We start from the raw sequence: 18,395 nt of genomic DNA on the forward strand, positions 1-18,395 counted from the left end.
CGTGCCCGCCGTGCGGTATAAAAGCGGACATCGCCCACCCGAACCCCGACACCGATACCGACAACGACTCATGGACAAGATCGACCACGTGCTGATCGTCGACGACGATCGCGCGATCCGCGAACTGATCGCGGACTACCTGGAGAAGAACGGCATGCGCGTGTCGCTGGCCGCGAACGGCCGCGAGATGCGCAACGCGCTGGACGACGGCGCGCCCGACCTGATCGTGCTCGACCTGATGCTGCCCGGCGAGGACGGTCTCACGCTGTGCCGCGACCTGCGCGCCGGCAAGTTCCGCACGGTACCGGTGCTGATGCTGACCGCGCGCGGCGAGGAAACCGACCGCATCATCGGCCTCGAGATGGGCGCCGACGATTACCTGGCCAAGCCGTTCGCGGTGCGCGAGCTGCTCGCGCGGATCCGCTCGGTGCTGCGCCGCGCGCGCATGCTGCCGCCCGGCATGCAGGTGACGGAAACGGCCGCGCTGCTCGCGTTCGGCGAATGGCAGCTCGACACGACCGGGCGCCACCTGCTCGACGCCGAAGGCACGCTGGTCGCGCTGAGCGGCGCCGAATACCGGCTGCTGCGCGTGTTCCTCGACAACCCGCAGCGCGTGCTGACGCGCGACCAGTTGCTCAACCTCACGCAAGGGCGCCAGTCCGACCCGTTCGACCGCTCGATCGACCTGCTCGTGAGCCGGCTGCGCCAGCGGCTGCGCGACGGCGCGCGCGAACCGCGCTACATCAAGACGCTGCGCAACGAGGGCTACGTGTTCTCGTCGGCCGTGACCGCCGTCGACGGTACGCCATGAGCGCGCGCATGCCGTGGCGCTGGCCGCGCTCGCTGTTCGCGCGGCTCGCGCTGATCCTGTGCGTGGGCCTCGCGCTCGCGCAGACGCTGTCGTTCTGGCTCACCGTGACCGAGCGCGACCAGGCGACCACGAACCTGATGATGGGCTACATCGAGCGCGAGGTCGCCAGCTCGGTCGCGCTGCTCGACCATCTGCCGCCGGCCGAGCGGGCCGCGTGGCTGCCGCGTCTCGCGCGGCGCAGCTATGCGTTCATCCTCGGGCCCGGCCAAACCGGCACGCCGCCGGAAGCGCGGTTGTCGGCGCGCGTCGAGCGCTCGATCTCGGACGGCATCGGCGGCGACTACCCGCTGACCGCGAATTCGATCCCCGGCGACCGCGAACATCTGCAGGTGCATCTGCGGCTGACCGACGGGTCGCCGCTGACGATCGACATCCACCCGATGTCGACGGTGCCGCTGTCGGGCTGGCTGCCAGCCGTGCTCGTGGTGCAGCTCGCGGTGCTGGCCGCGTGCTGCTGGCTCGCGGTGCGGCTGGCGACGCGGCCGCTCAAGCAGCTCGCGCAGGCCGCCGATGCGCTCGGCCCCGACCTGAAAGGCGAGCGGCTGAGCGAAGAGGGGCCGTCGGAAGTCGCGCGCGCCGCGCGGGCCTTCAACGCGATGCAGGACCGCATCGCGCAGTACATGGCCGAGCGCATGCAGATCCTCGCGTCGATCTCGCACGATCTGCAGACGCCGATCACGCGGATGCGGCTGCGCGTCGACGTGATGGACGACGACACGCAGGGCGCGAAGCTGCGCCAGGACCTGCTCGAGATGGAGCATCTGGTGAAGGAGGGCGTCGCGTACGCGCGGACGCTGCACGGCACCGAGGAAGCCGCGCGCCGCATCGATGTCGATGCGCTGCTCGACAGCATCGTGTGCGACTACACGGATGCGGGGCAGGACGTGGCGCTGCACAGCCGCGCGCCGCTCGCGCTCGTCACGCGGCCGAAGGCGCTGCGCCGGATCGTCGGCAACCTGGTGGACAACGCGCTGAAGTTCGCGGGCGCGGCCGAGATCGACGTGCAGGCGGCGCCGGACGGCGGCGCGGTGATCGCGGTGCTCGACCGCGGGCCCGGCATTCCGGACGATCAGCTCGACGCGGTGTTCGAGCCGTTCCGGCGCGTGGAGACGTCGCGCAATCGCGAGACGGGCGGCACGGGGCTGGGCCTCGCGATCGCGCGGCAACTCGCGCTTGCGATGGGCGGCACGCTCACGCTGAACAACCGGCCGGACGGCGGCGGGCTCGAAGCGAGGCTGACGCTGAGGAACGCGGGATGACACGACGCGGCGCGCGAGCGTCGCGGTGTCAGGCGCGTGCCGAAGCGTGCGGTGTGTGCGACGTGTTCGACGTCACACGCGTTGCAGATGCGCGTCGACGAGCGGCGCGAGCGTTTCTGCGTGCACGGCCGCGAGATCGTGCCGCCCGCCCGGCACGATATGCAACTGTGCATCGGGCAGCCGTTCGAGCAGGCGCCGGCCGGCCGCGACCGGGCTGATCGGATCGTCGTCGCCCCACAGCAGCAGCGTCGGCTGCGCGATACGGCCGATGTCCGGCGACAGGTCCGCGCGAAACGTCATGAACCAGTCGGGCAAGTGCGGGTTCGCTTCGGCGAAACCGGCCCGCCAGTCCTGCCCGCCGAGTCCTGCCATGTCGAGGCCGCCGGACGTGACCGTCAGCACGAGATGCGTGACGAGATCCGGCTTGTCGAGCGCCGCGCGCATCGCGATCACGCCGCCCATCGATTGCGCGATCACGGCGGTCGGCCGGTCGACGGTGGCCAGCACATGACGTACGAGGCTGTCGAAATCGTCGACGGCGGGATCGCGCGGCATGTCGCCGAAGCCCGGATAGGCGACGATCCGCCGCTCGGCCGGATGCGTCAGCATGCCGGCCAGCGGTTGCCAGAACGCGGTGCTGCCCGAGGCGCCGGGCAGGAAGAGCAATTGCGACGGAAAGGGCATGGCGTGGTGGTGTTCCTGTAATCGAAGCGAAACGGGTGACGGGGCGGGGCGTGCGCGTCAGCAGCGGCCGGTGCGCAGCGCGACGGCCCAGTCGTCGCGGCCGCGCGAGGCCGCGATGGGGGCGGCCGTGTGCCAGTCGTATTCGACCGCATGGAATTCGACGTTCCAGCCGGCCGCCGTGCGCGACACCATCGCGTAGCGCGCATGCGGCGAGCCCGTCTCGATCCGGTGCGGATGCGGCAGGTCGTCCGCGTACGCCTGCAGCCCGACGCTGCCCGGATTGACGATCAACCGGCCGTCGTCGAGCTTCGCGGTGCGCGGCACGTGCGTGTGGCCGCACAGGATCAGCGAGGCCGCCGTGTCGCCCGCGCGCTGCGCGACTTCGTCGGGCGTGGCCGCGCGGCAGCCGTCGGGCGTGATCGTTTCGAGGAAATAGACGAGATCGCTGGCCGGCGTGCCGTGCACCATCAGCACGTCGCCGTCGAGCGTCAGGCGTTCGGGCAGCGCAGCGATCCAGTCGAGCTGGTCGGCGCGCAGCGTGTCGTGCGCCCAGCGATCCGACAGCCGCATCGCATCGCGATCGTAGGTGAGCAACTGCCGTTCGTGATTGCCCTTGACGGTCGGCAGGCCGAGCGCGATCAGGCGGTCGGCCGTCTCGGCCGGGTGGAGCGGGCCCGACACGATGTCGCCGAGATTGACGATCACGTCGGCGCCGCGGCGGCGGACGTCGTCGAGCACCGCGTCGAGCGCGGCGAGGTTGCCGTGGATGTCGGAGAGCGCGGCGATTTTCATGGCGGAGCGTCGATGAGGGGAACGGCGATTGTCGCCAATTCGGTGCGGGCCGTCCAATCGCGTCACGGCATCGGCGCGCGAGGCCGCGAGCGGCGCGTCAGTCGGTCGCGAGCCGCGCGTACATCGCGAAATCGCCCGGCGTGCCGCGCACCATCTTGTAGGCGCGCAGCAGCCCTTCGTAGCGGTAACCGCACTTCTGCAGCACGCGTGCGGAGCCCGCGTTGCTGGTCAGCACGACGGCCTGCATGCGGACGAAGCCGCCGTGCGTGAACGCCCACGCGGTGACGGCTTCGCATACCGCGCTCGCGATGCCGCGCCCCCAGTGCGACGGCGCGAGGTCATACGCGATCTCCGCCGAGCGGTTCACGGTGGACACCGTATGCAGCCCGATCGTCCCGGCGAGCGCGCCCGATGCGGTGTCGACGATCGCGAGGCGCCGGACCGAATCCGGATCGGCCGATTCGATGTTGTCGAACAGCGGCAGCAGATCGTCGGGCGAGCGCAGGTTCCAGCTCGTGTGGCGGAAGACGTCGGGATTCGACAGGTACGCGTACCACGCGTCGAGATCCGCGCGTTCGAGTTGCCGGAGTGACAGGCCGGGGAATCCGGCGCGGGGCGGTGCGGCGATTTTCATCGAACCCGGCGCCTACGCCGCGTGGCGCCGGTACAGCACCAGCGAACCGGCGAGCGCGAGCAGCATCGCGCCGCACGTGCGTTCGAGCCACAGCGCGCCCGAGCGCTTCAGCAGCCGCACCGCGCGGGCGCCGAGCAGCGCGTAGCCGAACATCACGACGCCGTCGAGCAGTGCGAACGTGACCGCGAGCGCGACGTATTGCGGCGCGAGCGGCGCCAGCGGATCGAGGAACTGCGGCAGGAACGCGGAGAAGAACAGATAGCCCTTCGGGTTCGTCACCGCGGTCAGGAAGCTTTTCGCGAAGATCGACGCGCTGCGTCCGGAGGCCGTGCCGCCCTGCGCGGCCGCGACGTCGAGCGACCCGTTCGACGTCAGCAGCCGGATGCCGACATAGGCGAGGTAGGCGGCGCCGAGCCACTTCACGACCGAGAACCAGAACGCCGACGCCATCAGCAGCGCGCCGAGGCCGAGCGCGACCGCGACGATCAGCACGAAGTCGGACAGCATCGCGCCCGCGAAACCGTAGGCCGCGCGGCGCACGCCGTAGCGCGAGCCGTTGGTCAGCGCGAGCAGCACGGTCGGGCCGGGTGTCGCGATGCCGACGAACGCGACGGCGGCGAAGATCAGCAGGGTCGTTTCATGCATGAAGCAGCTCCCGGTGGAAGGCGCGCAGCCGATTATCGTCCGAGTCGCTCCGGGCTGTACAGGCGCGCCAGCCGCGCCCCCGGCCGCGCATCCGACTATCTCAATTTTGACAAAAAGCTGTTGTCATTATTCCGCTTTGGAACGGAACCGGTTCCAACTACCATACCGGCCGCAGCGGGCATGCCCGCCGCGTCGTCGCGCGCGGGCATGCCGGCCTCGCACCGCCGGCGGATGTCGTCGCCCGCGCGCGCTACTCGCAACAGTCAGCCAGAACAACGGGTTCACCGCCCGGAGACATAACCATGAACAAGCAACTGATCGCAGCGCCGCTGCTGCTCTCGCTCGCGGGTGTCGCCGCCGCGCAAAGCTCCGTCACGCTGTACGGCATCGTCGACGCGGGCGTGACCTATCGCAGCAACGAACGGGTCGGTTCGGCGGGCGCGTACACCGGGCATTCGAGCGTCGGGCTCACGACCGGCAACCTGTCCGGCAGCCGCTGGGGCATCAAGGGTTCCGAGGATCTCGGCGGCGGGATGCGCGCGCTGTTCGTCCTCGAGAACGGCTTCGACATCACCAACGGCACGTCGGGCCAGGGCGGCCGCCAGTTCGGCCGGCAGGCGTTCGTCGGCGTCGGCAGCGACCGCTACGGCACGATCACGCTCGGCCGCCAGTACACGTCGCTCGATGACTTCGTGAGCCCGGTCGGCCCGTCGTCGTTCATCGGCGGCTTCGGTGCGCACCCGGGCGACATCGACGATCTCGACCAGACCGCGCGCGTCGACAGCGCGATCAAGTACACGAGCGCGAACTACTCGGGCTTCACGTTCGGCGCGCTGTACGGCTTCGGCGGCCAGCCGGGCAGCATGAAGCAGCGCAACACGTGGAGCGTCGGCGCCGCGTACGCGGCCGGCCCGCTGCGCGTGGGCGTCGGCTACGAGCGCTCGGACAACAGCAAGACGGGCGCGGCCGATCCGACGGCGGGCAAGTGGCAGAGCACCGACGACGGCCTGTTCAATTCGTCGATCAACGAAGGCTATGCGAGCGCGCAGTCGCAGCAGGTGATCGCGACGGGCGCGACGTACGACTTCGGGCCGGCCGTCGTCGGCGTGAACTACAGCAACGTGCAGTACCGCAGCGGCGCGCAGTCACTGTTCAGCGGCCACGCGACCTTCAACGTCGCGGGCGTGTTCACGCGCTGGAACGTGCAGCCGCAAACGCAGCTGTTCGCCGGCTACAGCTACACGCGCGGCAGCGATGTCGATGGCATCGATAACCGCGCGCAGTATCACAACGTCACGCTCGGCGCGGTCTACGACTTGTCGAAGCGCACCAGCGTGTACTTGCTCGGCGCGTACCAGCGTGCGTCCGGCACGACGCTCGACGCGCTCGGCCGGCCGGTGGCCGCGACCGCGTCGGTGTCGGACAAGGCGAACGGCCATTCGTCCGATTCGCGGTCGCAGGCGATCGTGAGCCTCGGGCTGCGCCAGAAGTTCTGACGCAGCGATCGTTGCGCGTGCAACGGGGCCCGCGGCTGCTGCGGGCCGCGTGGTCGGCATGCTCCTATACTGTCGCCTCCCTTTTCGAGGAGACGACATGACCCGAACGCTTTCCGCGCGCTGCCTGTGCGGTGCCGTGACCGTCACGCTGCGCGGCGAGCCGGCGGCGCGCGCGAACTGCCATTGCACGACCTGCCGCGACTTCTACGGCACGCCGATGCTGTCCGCGACCGCATGGCCGCCGGAGCAGGTGACGATCGACGGCGGCCACGCGACGTTCCCGCATCCGTCGAAGTCGATGTCGCGCACGTGGTGCGCGTCGTGCGGCGAGATCGTGTTCGGGACGAACCGGCTCGGCATGCGCGTCGTGCCGAACAGCCTGACCGCGCGTGCGCATGGCGGGCAGTTGCCCGGCGACCTGCAGCCAACGATGCACCTGTTCTACCGGCAACGCGTGCTCGACGTCGTCGATGCGCTGCCGAAATACGTCGACGGCTGGGACGGCCCGACGTTCGACCCGGCGAGCTGAACGATCGCCGCCGCGTGCCGGCACGGCCGGCGCGCGGTTTTCCCGCCGCATCCTCCTTTTCCTCCCGCTTCCCTTCCATACCGCGAAATCGCAAAAAAACGTGCGCGCCGGATAATATTTTTTTCTTTCATTTAAATTTCGATTTGTAATAATCGAAACGGTGTCCGGTGAATGAAAAAGCAATGCGGTCATGCAAGAAAAAATGACGCATTCGCATTCAAGACCCGGAAGAAAATGCCGGGGAATGCGCCGGGACCGCGTGGCTGGCAGGCCGTCGTGGCGCGGGTTCGCAGATTTTTCGATCTTTGACGAAAAAGCACCGGACGGCAAAAGGCGCGGAGTGAATAATTCGGGATAACGGCGAACGCGTATTGCCGGAATCACCAATATTTCATGCGCCGCGATTTACAGTGTCGACCATTGTTCGTCTGGGAGCATTATTCATGTCAATGAAACAAATTCGCGCGGCGTTGCTGGGAATGTGCATGGCGATACTGGCGCCGGCAAGCCACGCGCAGGCCCAATACTCGACCGACTGGCTCGCGAACACGTACGGCACGCTGGCCTCGCACGTCGGCAACGGCGCGCGCTCGATGTGGGTCGCGCCCGAAGGCGTGATCTACACGGCGTCGCGCTGGGATGAGAACGCGGGTGGCGTCGCGATCTACCAGAACGGCCAGCCGCTCGGCACGATCGGCATCCACGACGAATTCCAGGGCGGCGCGATCACCGGCAATTCGACGTCGCTGTTCGTCGCGCTCGGCTACAACCGCACGTTCGGCAGCGGCTCGGTGGGCCGCTACAACCGCAGCACGAACCAGCGCGACCTGCGCATTCCGGTCAGCACGTGGACGGGCATCCAGTATGCGGACGTGATCACGGGCCTCGCGACGGGCGGCAACCTGCTGTACGTGAGCGACTTCTACGGCAACCGCGTGCGCGTCTATACGACCGACGGCGTGTGGCAGCGCGACATCGGCGTCACGGGCCCCGGCGCGCTGGCGCTCGATGCGGCCGGCAACCTGTGGGTCGCGCGCAAGAGCGCGGGTGTCGTCGCGCAGTTCAGCGCGACCGGCGCGGCGATGAACACGCTGCAGATGGCGGCCGGCGCGCGGCCGGCGTCGCTGTACTTCGATGCGCCGATGGGCCGGTTGATGGTGGGCGACGAAGGGCCCGACATGAACATCAAGGTGTACAGCGGGCTGCCCGGGCTGCCGGTGCAGGTCGGCACGTTCGGCGTGCAGGGCGGCTATCTCGACACGACGACGGGCATCAAGGGGCAGGTGGGCGACAAGCGCTTCACGCGCGTCGCGGCGCTCGGCAAGGATGCGGCCGGCAACCTGTACGTGCTGAACAACGCGTGGGGCGGCGGCTGGGATCTCGGCCGCAACGGCAGCACCGATCTGCATTCGTACAGCCCGATCGGCACGCTGCAATGGAAGCTGCAGGCGCTGAACTTCGAGGGAATCGCCGCGCCCGACCCCGTGACCGACGGCACGTTGTTCTTCAGCGGCAACAACGTCTATACGGGCACCGCGGGCGGCACGTTCGTCGCGAATACGGTCGACCCGTTCACCTATCCGAAGGACCCGCGCCTCGACATGAACGACTACCAGCGCGGCCAGCACTTCGGCCAGCTCGTGAACGTCGGCGGCAACCGGATCCTCGTCGCGTCGGGCCAGAACCCGGGCAACTTCAACTTCTATTACTTCAACACCGCGAGCGGCTATATCGCGATTCCGGCCGGCTCGCTGCCCGGCAAGCCGTTCAACACGACGCTGCAGGTGACGGCCGGCTTCGACATCGACGGCAACGGCGACGTGTGGGCCGGACTGAACGGCTCCAACGTGATCACGCGCTACCCGATGACGGGCTTCGACGCGACCGGCAAGCCGTCATGGGGCAAGCCGGTGACGACGCCCGTGCCGAGCAGCGTGGCGCCCGTGACGCGCATCATCTACCAGGCCGACAGCGACACGATGATCCTCGCGCAGGGCCTCGCGGGCAACTGGGACTGGACCGCGATGAACGGGCACATCGAGGTCTATCGCGGCTGGAAGAACGGCAACACGAGCACGCCGAACCCGGTGATCAACCTGACGAGCGCGAACCCGAAATCGATCGCGGCGGCCGGCCACTACCTGTTCGTCGGCTACGTGCACACGGTGCCGAACATCGACATATTCGACCTGAACACCGGCGCGCTCGTCACGACGCTGACGAACTCGAACGCGTCGGCGATGGACGTCGGCAACGACGTCGACTCGATGTACGGCGTGCGTGCGTACCTGCGCTCGACCGGCGAGTACGTGATCACGAAGGACAACTACAACGGGTCGAGCATCGTCGTGTATCGCTGGCGGCCGTGAGCGCGCCGGGGCCGGCTGGCCGGCGTGCCTCTGCCCGGCCGGCCCTGACCGTGACGCGACGTGTTGTCGTTCAACCGGGTTGCGTCGGCAAACCGGGCAGAGCAGTCGAGCGGCAGGAGGCGCCGCTCCGGGGCGTCAGAACGACACCGTCGTCGTCAGCGTGACGAGCCGCGGCTCGCCGACCGCGACGATCAGGTTGTTGTTGCTCGACGGATAGTAGGTCTTGTCGAGCAGGTTCTTCACGTTGAGCTGGAAGCGGGTCGGGAACTTGCCGATCGTCGTTTCGTACGCCGCGAACGCGTCGACGGTCACGTAGCCGGGCAGCGTGAAGCTGTTCGCGGTGTCGCCGGCGCGGGTGCCGACGAGCCGCGCACCGCCGCCGAAGCGCCAGCGCCCGGGCAGGTTCGCGATGGCCGTGTCGACCACCGCGAACAGGCTGCCGGTGTGGCGCGCGACGTTGACGAGCGGCGTGTTGCTGTCGCGATCGTTCGCGTTCGTATACGCATAGCTGCCGATCACGCTCAGGTGGCGCGTGATCTGCCCGGCGACGTCGAGCTCGATCCCGCGCGAGCGCGCGGTGCCGATCGTCGACGTGATGTCGCCGACCGTGACCGCGACGTTGCGCTTGTCGATCTGGTATACGGCGAGCGTGCCCGTGATCGCGGGCTTCAGGCTGAACTTCAGCCCGGCCTCGAGCACGCGGCCGTATTCCGGTGCGAGCGGCGCCGCGACGTTCGACGCGACGTTCGGCTTGAACGAGCGGCTCACGTTCGCGTAGGCGGTGAGCGCCGGCGTCAACGCATACGCGAGCCCGAACTGCGGCAGCCAGACGCTGCCGCGCGAGCGGTCGGCGAACACGAACGGCCGGCCCATCCCCGATTCCTGCTGCCAGTTTTCCCAGCGCAGCCCGCCCACCGCGGTGAGGCGGTCGGTGATCTTCACCGAGTCCTGCACGATCGTCGAATACGCATGCACGACCGAGCGCGAATCGCTTTGCTTCGGATTGGGTAGGCCGCCCGGCGCGAGCAGCCCGTACACGGGATCGTAGAGATTGAAGCCCGTCGTCGCCTTGCCGCGGATCGTGTCGCCTCGGAAGCTGCGCTGTCGCTCGTATTCGCCGCCGAAGTAGATCGCGTGGTGCATCCCCGCGAGCGTCACGTTGCCGAGCAGGCCGAGCGTCGCGATCTGGTCGGAATCGTTGCGTCCGAGATTCGCATCGGACGACCGCGTCAGCGCGCCGGTTCTGCTGTCGAACGCGGTGGCGCGGGTGATGAACTGATCGTAGCGGTCGCGACCCCAGCCGTAAGTCGCACGCACGCGCCAGGCATCGGAGAAGCGGTGCTCGATGCGGGTCCGCAGCGTTTCCTGGATGCCGCTGCTTTGCGACCACGCCTCCTCGTAGCGGCGATAGCGCAGCGCATCTTCGAGCTGGCCGTTCACGAGCACGGTGCCGCGGTCGAACGGCGTCGTGTAGTCGACGTACTGGTAACTGACGTCGATCGACGTGTTCGCGTCGTGCCACGACAGCGCGGGCGCGATCAGCGCATTGCGTTCGCGGCCGAAGCTGCGCCAGTAGCGGCTCGTGTCGTATTCGCCGGTCAGCCGGAACGCGAGCGTGCCGCCCGCGACCTGGCCCGGCTTGCCGAGCGGCCCCGTGAGATCGAACTGCGCGTTGCTGCCGCCATGGTTCGTGCGCGACGCGGAGATCGAGCCGCCGAACGTGTCCTCCGGCTTGCGGGTGACGAGGTTGATCACGCCGCCCGGGTCCTGCATCCCGTACAGCAGCGAGGCCGGGCCCTTCAGCACTTCGACGCGGTCGATCGTCGCGAGATAGCTGTGCAGCACCGGCGTGCGCACACCGTCGACCAGCACCGAGCCGTCGTTGTTCGACCCGAAGCCGCGCTTGATGAACGCATCGCGCGTGCCGCCGAGCGTATTCGTCTGCGTGACGCCGCTGATGTTGCCGAGCACGTCGTCGAGCGAGCGCGCTTGCTGGTCCTGCATCACGCTGCTGCTGACCACCGCGACCGATTGCGGGATCTCCTTCAGCGCACGGTCGTCGCCGCCCGCGATGCTTGTCGTGCGCGGCTGATAGCCGATCGTCGGATCGACGGCTGCCGACGCGTTGACGCTGATCGCCGGGAGTTCGTGGTCGGCGGCCGGCGCAGCGGCGTGTGCGGGCGCAACGGGTTCGGCACCGGCCGCCTGCGCGCCGCTCGCGGCGCACAGGGTGAGCAGGACAGGCAGGCGGGTGCGCCACGGACGCAAGGTCCGGGCACGGCGGGGCGTTCGACGGAATGGCATGAATCGATGCAGGAAGAGGAATGCTAAGGATCGTGTTGCGGGCCGCGGCGTTGCGTGGCGACCAGGACGCGCATGATATACGTAATGAGAATCGTTTGCAATTGTAATGGGGTGACCGGTCAACGCTCTGCGCTCGGTTGCCGACCTGCCGGCCGTCTGCTACCGTAGCGGCCAAAATCAGACGCAGTGAAATTCAACGAGAGAACCGGGGGCCGCACCATGTCATCTTCCTGTCACGTCGCGTTCAGCGCGACGCCGCGCGCCGCGCACGAGCGTGCGGGCGATGAAGTGATCGCAGCCGTGTACCGCCATTCGAACGATTAAAGCAACGGAAGCGAATTCAACCGGCGTAACGCCGGGCTTCGATGACTTCAACCACCACGCTAGACGGAAGACCACCCATGAAGAAGATTTCCGCGCCGTTCGCGGCGGCCGCGCTTGCGGCCTGTGCGCTGCTGGCGGGCGTTCACCAGGCCGCCAGTGCGGCTTCGGCCGCCGAACCCGCGATCGACGTGCATTACGGTGCCGTGATCGAGGCCTATACGCAGGACATGGCCGCCGCGAAGACGAAGTACGACGGCAAGCGCCTCACGTTCGTCGGTGCCGTGATCCGGATGGGCAGCGACCCGGGCGGCACGTATTTCGGCGCACTGACGGCCGACGGCGAGCAGTTCGACACGCATTTCGACGTGGCCGACCAAGGCGCGCTGAAGCCGAAATTCCCCGGCGGCGAGATCAAGCCGTTCGTCACGTCGGCGGCGTTCCGGTTCAGTTGCGTGAACGAAGGCTATATCGATGCGCCGGTGCTGCCGGGGTTGAAGCTGTCGCATTGCCGGCTCGCCGATTGAGCTGAGCGATGGGCGGGGGCCGGCGTTCAGAACTTCTGCTGGATGCCGGCCATCGCGCCGAGCTGGTTCATCCCGGTGCCGACCGTCCCGCCGGCGGCGACCGCGTTCGCGGCCAGTTTGCTGTTGAACATGTAGCCCACCGACGTGTAGACGGTCGTCCGCTTCGACAGGAAGTAGCTCGCGCGGCCGACGAGCAGCGTGCCGTTCGCGCCTTCGGTGTTCTCGCGGCGTTGCAGATAGCGCACGCCCTGCAGGTCGAGCGCGAGGTAGGGCGTCGCATAGTACGTGCCGCCCGCGAACACGATGTCGGCCTGCAGGTGTTCGGCCGCCGCGAGGTTGCGGCGGATCCACCCGGCGCCGAGTTTCGCGGGGCCGATCTTCACGTAGCCGGCGACGATGTCGCGCGTGTCGGTGTATGCCGGATTGTTCAGCGGCGCGAGCGCACCGCCGCCGCCGCGCATCACGTCGTGCGATGCGGCGAGCCCGAAATTGCTCGCGTCGTACGCGAGCATCGCCGTGTATTGGCGGCACGCGACGATGTCGCCGGCCACTTGCCCGGCACAGCCCGTCGCCGACGGTCCCGCCGGCCCGGCCGCGTCGCGGCCGAAACTGTAGGTGGCGCCGAGCGTCACGCCGTGAAACGTGCCCTTGTAGCCGATCGCATTGTCGCTGCGCGCATTCGGCAGATAGGAATCGAAATCCGCCATCGAATGAATCGACGGGCCGATCACGTCGGCATTGGTCAGCACGATCATCGACATGTTCATCTGGCGGCCGAGCGTCAGCGTACCGAACGGGCTGTTCACGCCCACGTTCGCCTGCCGTCCGAACAGGCGTCCGCCATAGTTCAGCGTACCGGTGCCCGGCTGGAAGCCGTTTTCGAGCACGAAGAACGTCTGGTAGCCGCCGCCGAGATCCTCGGTGCCGCGCAGGCCCCAGCGTGACGGCACCTCGCCGGTGAGCGTCGGCATCCCGGTGAACGACCCGCCGTGCGCGGCGTTGTTGTAGTAGGACACGCCGGTATCGATGATCCCGTACAGCGTGACGCTGCTTTGCGCGCAGGCCGGGCCGGCCAGTACGACCCCTATCGCCGTCGCCGCCAGTGCGACGCCCAGTTTCGTTTTCATGGCTGTCTCCAAACAGTATGTAGATATGCTTATCGATTTTTATAGTGCCCGGACGTGACCGGGATGACGACGCGTATCGGGTGAGGCTGCGAGCGTGGCGCGTTACGACAGCGCCGGATCGCGTTGCCCGTGCGATGCGGTGGCGCGCGCGCCGGCCACGGCGACGGCGATCGCCGCGCCGGCCATCGGCAGAAGGAACGCGAGATAGAGGTGGGACACGGACCAGCCGTCGTCCAGCAGCGCGCCGACCGTCATTGGCGACAGGATCGCGCCGAGGCGGCCGATGCCGACCGCGAGGCCGATGCCGGTCGTGCGGATCTCGGCCGGATACGGCGTCGGCGACAGTGCGTACATGCCGGCCACGCACGCATTGATCACGGCACCGAGGAACACGGCGACCGTCATCCCGATGCCGAGCGAGCCGGTGTTCGCGCCGAACACGACCATCAGCACGCCACCGAACAGCAGCGTCGCGCCCAGCAGGTTGCGCAGGCCGAACCGGGTCGACAGCAGGCTGAAGAGCGACGCGCCCACGATGCCGCCGAGATTGAGCAGCACGCCGCCGGTCACGCCCTGCGACGCCGACAGCCCGGCCTGGACCAGCAGCTTCGGCGTCCAGCTCACGACGAAATAGAAGCTGCCCATCACGAGAAAGAACGCGATCCACAGCGCGATCGTGCGGCGCGTGAGCGGTGCGCGCAGCACGGCCGTCCAGTTCGACGCGGGGCTGGCCGTATCGATGGAGGCGGTCGCGGCGGGCAGCGTGTCGATCGGCGTGCGTTTCATTCTTGCGAGGATGCGGTTGATTTTCTGCAGCGCATGCTCCGGACGCCGCGCCAGCAGGAAATCGAGCGACTCCGGCAACAATGCGAGCACCATCGGGATCGCCAGCAACGTCAGGATGCCGCCGAACGCGAACACGCTGCGCCATCCCCACGTCGACAGCAGGTAACCGGCAACGACACCGCCGGCCGTCGCGCCGATCGCGTAACCGGCCGACTGCATGCCGATCGCGGCGCTGCGCCATTTGTTCGACGCGTATTCGCCGCTGATCACGGTGAGGCTGGCGAGCATGCCGCCGATGCCGAGCCCGGTGTAAGCACGCGCGACCGCGAGCTGCAACGTGCTGTGCGTGGCCGCACAGGCGAGCATCCCGGTCGAGATGACGGCGAGGCAGAGCAGGATGATGCGGCGGCGGCCGACCCGGTCGGCCAGCGGTGCGATCAGCACCGAGCCGATGCCCATGCCGGCCAGCCCGGCGCTCAGCAGCAGGCCGATTTCCTTGCCGCTCAGTTTCCATTCGGCCGCCAGATGCGGCGCGGCAAACGCGATGGCCAGCACGTCGAAGCCGTCGAGCATGTTCAGCACGACGCAGGCCGTGACGGCCATCGTCTGGAACGCGCTCATCGGGGACGCGTCGATCGTATTGCGGATATTTGCGCTCACGTCAAAGATCCTTCATAAGAATAGTATGACTAATTGATTGGGACGAAATCGAAGCCTGGTGAAGCGGATGAGACAAAACCCAATGCGATGGCGGGGGCCGACAGGCAACTGCGGCGCGCCCGCCGCGAATGGCCGGCGCCGTTCGCGCACCGGCATGCGATGGTCAAGCGGGCTCCGGTTGCAGCAGCAGGCGCTCGATTACGCGCCGCGCGCGATTGGGGCCTGCATCGACGTGAATGTCGATCTGGCGACCGTCCGGAAACCGCCGCTGATTCCGGTACTGCGCTTCGATCACGGTCTTGTCCTCGTCGAAGGTCGCCGCGGATTGCTCGATGACCGTTTGCGCGACGCGTTCGACGTCGTGTCGCGGATTGGTCGCGACGGTCCAGAAGTAGTGCGTCGTCGTTTCCGTCTCGGGCGTGATGCCGTGGAAGCCGCGCATATGGAAGCCGCCGCGCGCCGGGTCGAGCAGGTCGCCGGTGCCCGCGTCCATCGCGCCGGTCCAGATGCGGATATGCGACACGTGGAACTCGATTTCCTGCCAGCGATCGACGCGGCCCGCGAACGGCCATGCGGCGGTGTACGTCGGCGGCGGGACGGAGTCCGGCATCCGGCGGACCAGCGTCACCGTGTCGCCGTCGCTGCTGACGTGCGTGTCCGCGCCCATGTGCAGCCGCGCGTTGCCGCCGATCGTCTTCAGGTGCACGTAGCCGAGGTGGCTCAGGTCCATCAGGTTGTCGTGAATCAGCTGATACGGCGCGTCGTAATGGTAGTGGCCGCCGCCGAACCGGTATTGCGGATCCGAGTGAAACGGGTAGTGCGGCGGCGCGCAGGTGGGTTCGGCGTGCGCGTCCGCGCCGATCCAGATCCAGACGATCGCGTCCTGTTCCTGCACCCGATACGACGCCACGCAGGCCTTCGCCGGAATCCGGTCCTGCCCGGGGATTTCCACGCACGTGCCGCCGCGGTCGAACAGCAGGCCGTGATAGCCGCAGCGCAGGCCGCGCGCTTCCAGCGAGCCGTACGACAGCGGCAGCGACTTGTGGCAGCAGCGATCCTCCAGCGCGCCGACTTCCCCGGACGGCAGCCGGAACAGCACGACCGGCCGGCCGAGCAGCGTGCGGGCGACCGGTTGGTCCGTCAGTTCGGATGACAGCGCCGCGACCCACCATCGGTCGACCGGGAACTTAGGAGTATTGATTGGCGGTCGGGCATGTTGCTCCATGGGGCGTCTCCAGTATTGTGATTGGCCGCCGCGTGTCGGGCGGTCCGTCTCTCGGCCTACAGATCGAGTACGAGCAGGTCGGTGCGGGACCTCGAACAGCACGGCATGAACTGGTCGCCGGCCGCCTTTTCGTCGTCGGTCAGATACGCATCGCGATGATCGGGCTCGCCTTCGAGCACGCGGGTCACGCAGGTGCCGCACACGCCTTGCTCGCACGACGTCAGCACGTCGACGCCGTTCGCCGCCAGCGCCGCGATCACCGTGCAATCGGCCGGCACGTCGATCACCTTGCCGCTGCTCGCGATCCGCACCTGGAACGCGCGGTCCGCGCCGGACGTTGCCACCGCGCCGCCGAAGAACTCATAGTGCAGCCGTGCGTCGGTCCAGTTGCGCTCGCGTGCCGCGTTCAGCACTGCATCCATGAAGCCACGCGGGCCGCATACGTACAGGTGCGTGCCTTCAGGCGCGGCGGCGAGCACGGCAGCCAGGTCGAAGCGTTGCGCGGGATCGCCGTCGTCGACGTGGAAGTGGGCGCGATCATGGAAACCGGCTGCATTGATCCGCTCGACGAAGGCCATGCGCTCGGCCGAACGCGCGCAATAGTGCATGTCGAACGGCATGCCGGCCGAGAACAGCCGTTCCGCCATGCTGAGAATCGGCGTGACACCGATCCCGCCAGCGAGCAACAGATGGTGCGGCGCGTCGGACGCGAGCGGGAACTGATTGCGCGGCATGCCGATCCGCACAGTATCGCCTTGCCGGACTTCGTCGTGAATCGCGCGCGATCCGCCTCGACCTTCGGCATCGCGCAGCACCGCGATCTGATAGCGATCGCGTTGCTCCGGGTGGTTGCACAGCGAGTACTGGCGCACGAGCCCGCCCGGCAGATGCACGTCGATATGGGCGCCGGCGTCGAAGTGCGGCAAGGGCGAGCCGTCGTCGCTGACGAATTCGAAGCCGCAGATGTCGCGCGCTTCCTGCCACTTGCGGGCCACCCGCACCGTCAATGTCGCGCCGCTCATGACGCCTCCTTGACCCGCGCGACCGGAATCACGGGCCGCTGCGGGCTCGCCGCGTTTTCGGCGGCGCGCAGCCGGTCGATCACCTTGCGCGACAGCACGCCGCCGGCGTCGATGTTGAGCTTGAGGAGCGTGCGCTCGGGCCACTGCTCGAGATTGCGCTGCTGGCGCTCGAGCATCTCGAGATCCTCCGCGAAGATCTTGCCCTGGCCTTCGCGGATCTCGGCGGTCAGCGCGTCGTCGTCGGGCCGGAAGTTGCGCGCCATCCCCCAGAAGTACCAGATCGACGTGTCGGTCTCGGGCGTGATGAAGTCGACCACGATCGACGACGCCTTCTTGTCCGCCGGCGCGTCGTAGCCGCCGTGGCCCGCATGCGCGACGCCCACTTCGATCATCACGTGGCTCGGCGGCGTGAAGCGGCAGATCTGCCAGCGGTCGACCGGCACGTCGTCGGCGAGCCCGTTGCCGCGCAGCGCCATCCGCCAGAACGACGGCGGCATCACGTTCTCCATGAAGCGGCTCGTGACGACTTCGTCGCCGTGGCTGGTCGTCTTCGGCGGCGCTTCGTCGATTTCCTTCTGGCCGATGCTCGTCGCATGCACGTAGGTCTCGTGCGTGAGGTCCATCAGGTTGTCGATCATCAGCCGGTAGTCGCAGCGGATGTGATACAGGCCGCCGCCGTGCGCCCAGGCCGGATCCTCGGCCCACGCCAGCGCGGGCAGCTTGGCGGGATCGGCTTCGGACGCGTCGCCCGGCCAGACCCACACGAAGCCGTACCGTTCGACCGCCGGGAAGCTGCGAATCGGCGGGAAACCGCCGACCCGCTGGCCCGGCATGCCGGTCGCCTTGCCGTTGCAACCCATTTCGAGCCCGTGATAGCCGCACACGAGCACGCCGTCGCGCACGAACCCGAGCGACAGTGGCGCGCCGCGGTGCGGGCAGAAATCCTCGAGCGCGGCGACCTGGCCATCCGCCGCGCGGTACAACACCATCGATTCGTTGCAGATCTTGCGGCCCAGCGGCTTGCCGTCAATTTCGTCGGGCGTGCAGGCCACGTACCACGCGTTCTTGAGAAACATGTTCCTTGTCTCCTTCGGGGCGGTGCCGCCGATACGCGGCATCTCGTCATTCCGTGTACTGAATGAGA

Annotated in this window: 16 protein-coding genes; 6 read left to right on the top strand and 10 right to left on the bottom strand. The window is 68.0% G+C overall.

Annotation, left to right across the window (positions count from 1 at the left end; all coding sequences use genetic code 11):
• Positions 1-70: 70 nt before the first annotated feature.
• A complete protein-coding gene (locus HWW87_RS34890) occupies positions 71-811 on the top strand; it encodes a response regulator (protein WP_175824079.1) in 741 nt (246 codons plus the stop codon).
• Complete coding sequence (locus HWW87_RS34895) at positions 808-2,130, top strand: ATP-binding protein (RefSeq protein ID WP_175824080.1); 1,323 nt, start codon at positions 808-810, stop codon at positions 2,128-2,130. The genes HWW87_RS34890 and HWW87_RS34895 overlap by 4 nt, the downstream gene beginning before the upstream one ends.
• 72 nt (positions 2,131-2,202) lie before the next feature.
• Here HWW87_RS34895 and HWW87_RS34900 read toward each other — a convergent pair whose 3' ends face one another.
• The 4 genes from HWW87_RS34900 to HWW87_RS34915 all read right to left on the bottom strand — a co-directional run bounded on the left by HWW87_RS34900 (position 2,203) and on the right by HWW87_RS34915 (position 4,885).
• Complete coding sequence (locus HWW87_RS34900; RefSeq protein ID WP_175824081.1) at positions 2,203-2,814, bottom strand: alpha/beta fold hydrolase; 612 nt, start codon at positions 2,812-2,814, stop codon at positions 2,203-2,205.
• Between the two features lie 57 nt (positions 2,815-2,871).
• Entirely contained in the window at positions 2,872-3,606 is a 735-nt protein-coding gene (locus HWW87_RS34905) for a metallophosphoesterase family protein (protein WP_175824082.1), read from the bottom strand.
• 97 nt (positions 3,607-3,703) lie between these two features.
• Positions 3,704-4,240, bottom strand: coding sequence for a GNAT family protein (locus HWW87_RS34910; protein WP_175824083.1), 537 nt, complete (start codon positions 4,238-4,240; stop codon positions 3,704-3,706).
• A 12-nt stretch (positions 4,241-4,252) separates the two neighbouring features.
• Entirely contained in the window at positions 4,253-4,885 is a 633-nt protein-coding gene (locus HWW87_RS34915; protein WP_175824084.1) for a LysE family translocator, read from the bottom strand.
• 302 nt (positions 4,886-5,187) lie between these two features.
• Between HWW87_RS34915 and HWW87_RS34920 the strand changes: the two genes are divergently transcribed.
• The 3 genes from HWW87_RS34920 to HWW87_RS34930 all read left to right on the top strand — a co-directional run bounded on the left by HWW87_RS34920 (position 5,188) and on the right by HWW87_RS34930 (position 9,279).
• Positions 5,188-6,381, top strand: a complete 1,194-nt coding sequence (locus HWW87_RS34920; protein WP_174387107.1) for a porin — start codon at positions 5,188-5,190, stop codon at positions 6,379-6,381.
• Between the two features lie 97 nt (positions 6,382-6,478).
• The gene (locus HWW87_RS34925; RefSeq protein ID WP_175824085.1) at positions 6,479-6,910 is read left to right on the top strand and encodes a GFA family protein; all 432 of its coding nucleotides are present in this window, start codon (positions 6,479-6,481) and stop codon (positions 6,908-6,910) included.
• A gap of 443 nt (positions 6,911-7,353) precedes the next feature.
• Positions 7,354-9,279 carry an SMP-30/gluconolaconase/LRE-like region family protein gene (locus HWW87_RS34930; protein ID WP_175824086.1) on the top strand — a complete coding sequence of 642 codons (1,926 nt, stop codon included), beginning with the start codon at positions 7,354-7,356 and terminating at the stop codon, positions 9,277-9,279.
• Positions 9,280-9,414: 135 nt separating this feature from the next.
• Here HWW87_RS34930 and HWW87_RS34935 read toward each other — a convergent pair whose 3' ends face one another.
• Positions 9,415-11,583 (bottom strand): TonB-dependent siderophore receptor, encoded by a 2,169-nt coding sequence (locus tag HWW87_RS34935; RefSeq protein WP_175824087.1) that lies wholly within the window; start codon positions 11,581-11,583, stop codon positions 9,415-9,417.
• 401 nt (positions 11,584-11,984) lie between these two features.
• Between HWW87_RS34935 and HWW87_RS34940 the strand changes: the two genes are divergently transcribed.
• Positions 11,985-12,431, top strand: coding sequence for a hypothetical protein (locus tag HWW87_RS34940; protein WP_175824088.1), 447 nt, complete (start codon positions 11,985-11,987; stop codon positions 12,429-12,431).
• Positions 12,432-12,457: 26 nt separating this feature from the next.
• Here the strand turns inward: HWW87_RS34940 and HWW87_RS34945 are convergent, their stop codons facing one another.
• From HWW87_RS34945 to HWW87_RS34965, 5 genes are all read right to left on the bottom strand, one after another.
• Entirely contained in the window at positions 12,458-13,558 is a 1,101-nt protein-coding gene (locus tag HWW87_RS34945) for a porin (RefSeq protein WP_175824089.1), read from the bottom strand.
• A gap of 102 nt (positions 13,559-13,660) precedes the next feature.
• Positions 13,661-15,004: an MFS transporter gene (locus tag HWW87_RS34950; protein ID WP_175824090.1), complete on the bottom strand. Its 1,344-nt coding sequence runs from the start codon at positions 15,002-15,004 to the stop codon at positions 13,661-13,663.
• 163 nt (positions 15,005-15,167) lie between these two features.
• Entirely contained in the window at positions 15,168-16,229 is a 1,062-nt protein-coding gene (locus HWW87_RS34955) for an aromatic ring-hydroxylating dioxygenase subunit alpha (RefSeq protein ID WP_175824091.1), read from the bottom strand.
• A gap of 56 nt (positions 16,230-16,285) precedes the next feature.
• On the bottom strand, positions 16,286-17,251 hold the full coding sequence (locus tag HWW87_RS34960) for a PDR/VanB family oxidoreductase (RefSeq protein WP_175824092.1): 966 nt from the start codon (positions 17,249-17,251) through the stop codon (positions 16,286-16,288).
• Positions 17,248-18,327 (bottom strand): aromatic ring-hydroxylating dioxygenase subunit alpha, encoded by a 1,080-nt coding sequence (locus tag HWW87_RS34965; protein ID WP_175824093.1) that lies wholly within the window; start codon positions 18,325-18,327, stop codon positions 17,248-17,250. The genes HWW87_RS34960 and HWW87_RS34965 overlap by 4 nt, the downstream gene beginning before the upstream one ends.
• Positions 18,328-18,395 lie beyond the last annotated feature (68 nt).

The organism is Burkholderia sp. BCC0419 (assembly GCF_902830285.1).
GTDB lineage: Bacteria > Pseudomonadota > Gammaproteobacteria > Burkholderiales > Burkholderiaceae > Burkholderia.

Excerpts from the sequence above, each read along its gene's own strand:
- HWW87_RS34935 (WP_175824087.1), bottom strand. The coding sequence starts at position 11,583 with ATGCCATTCCGTCGAACGCCCCGCCGTGCCCGGACCTTGCGTCCGTGG.
- HWW87_RS34920 (WP_174387107.1), top strand. The coding sequence starts at position 5,188 with ATGAACAAGCAACTGATCGCAGCGCCGCTGCTGCTCTCGCTCGCGGGT.
- HWW87_RS34965 (WP_175824093.1), bottom strand. The coding sequence starts at position 18,327 with ATGTTTCTCAAGAACGCGTGGTACGTGGCCTGCACGCCCGACGAAATT.
- HWW87_RS34955 (WP_175824091.1), bottom strand. The coding sequence starts at position 16,229 with ATGGAGCAACATGCCCGACCGCCAATCAATACTCCTAAGTTCCCGGTC.
- HWW87_RS34945 (WP_175824089.1), bottom strand. The coding sequence starts at position 13,558 with ATGAAAACGAAACTGGGCGTCGCACTGGCGGCGACGGCGATAGGGGTC.
- HWW87_RS34930 (WP_175824086.1), top strand. The coding sequence starts at position 7,354 with ATGTCAATGAAACAAATTCGCGCGGCGTTGCTGGGAATGTGCATGGCG.
- HWW87_RS34900 (WP_175824081.1), bottom strand. The coding sequence starts at position 2,814 with ATGCCCTTTCCGTCGCAATTGCTCTTCCTGCCCGGCGCCTCGGGCAGC.
- HWW87_RS34960 (WP_175824092.1), bottom strand. The coding sequence starts at position 17,251 with ATGAGCGGCGCGACATTGACGGTGCGGGTGGCCCGCAAGTGGCAGGAA.
- HWW87_RS34895 (WP_175824080.1), top strand. The coding sequence starts at position 808 with ATGAGCGCGCGCATGCCGTGGCGCTGGCCGCGCTCGCTGTTCGCGCGG.
- HWW87_RS34940 (WP_175824088.1), top strand. The coding sequence starts at position 11,985 with ATGAAGAAGATTTCCGCGCCGTTCGCGGCGGCCGCGCTTGCGGCCTGT.
- HWW87_RS34890 (WP_175824079.1), top strand. The coding sequence starts at position 71 with ATGGACAAGATCGACCACGTGCTGATCGTCGACGACGATCGCGCGATC.
- HWW87_RS34925 (WP_175824085.1), top strand. The coding sequence starts at position 6,479 with ATGACCCGAACGCTTTCCGCGCGCTGCCTGTGCGGTGCCGTGACCGTC.
- HWW87_RS34910 (WP_175824083.1), bottom strand. The coding sequence starts at position 4,240 with ATGAAAATCGCCGCACCGCCCCGCGCCGGATTCCCCGGCCTGTCACTC.
- HWW87_RS34915 (WP_175824084.1), bottom strand. The coding sequence starts at position 4,885 with ATGCATGAAACGACCCTGCTGATCTTCGCCGCCGTCGCGTTCGTCGGC.
- HWW87_RS34905 (WP_175824082.1), bottom strand. The coding sequence starts at position 3,606 with ATGAAAATCGCCGCGCTCTCCGACATCCACGGCAACCTCGCCGCGCTC.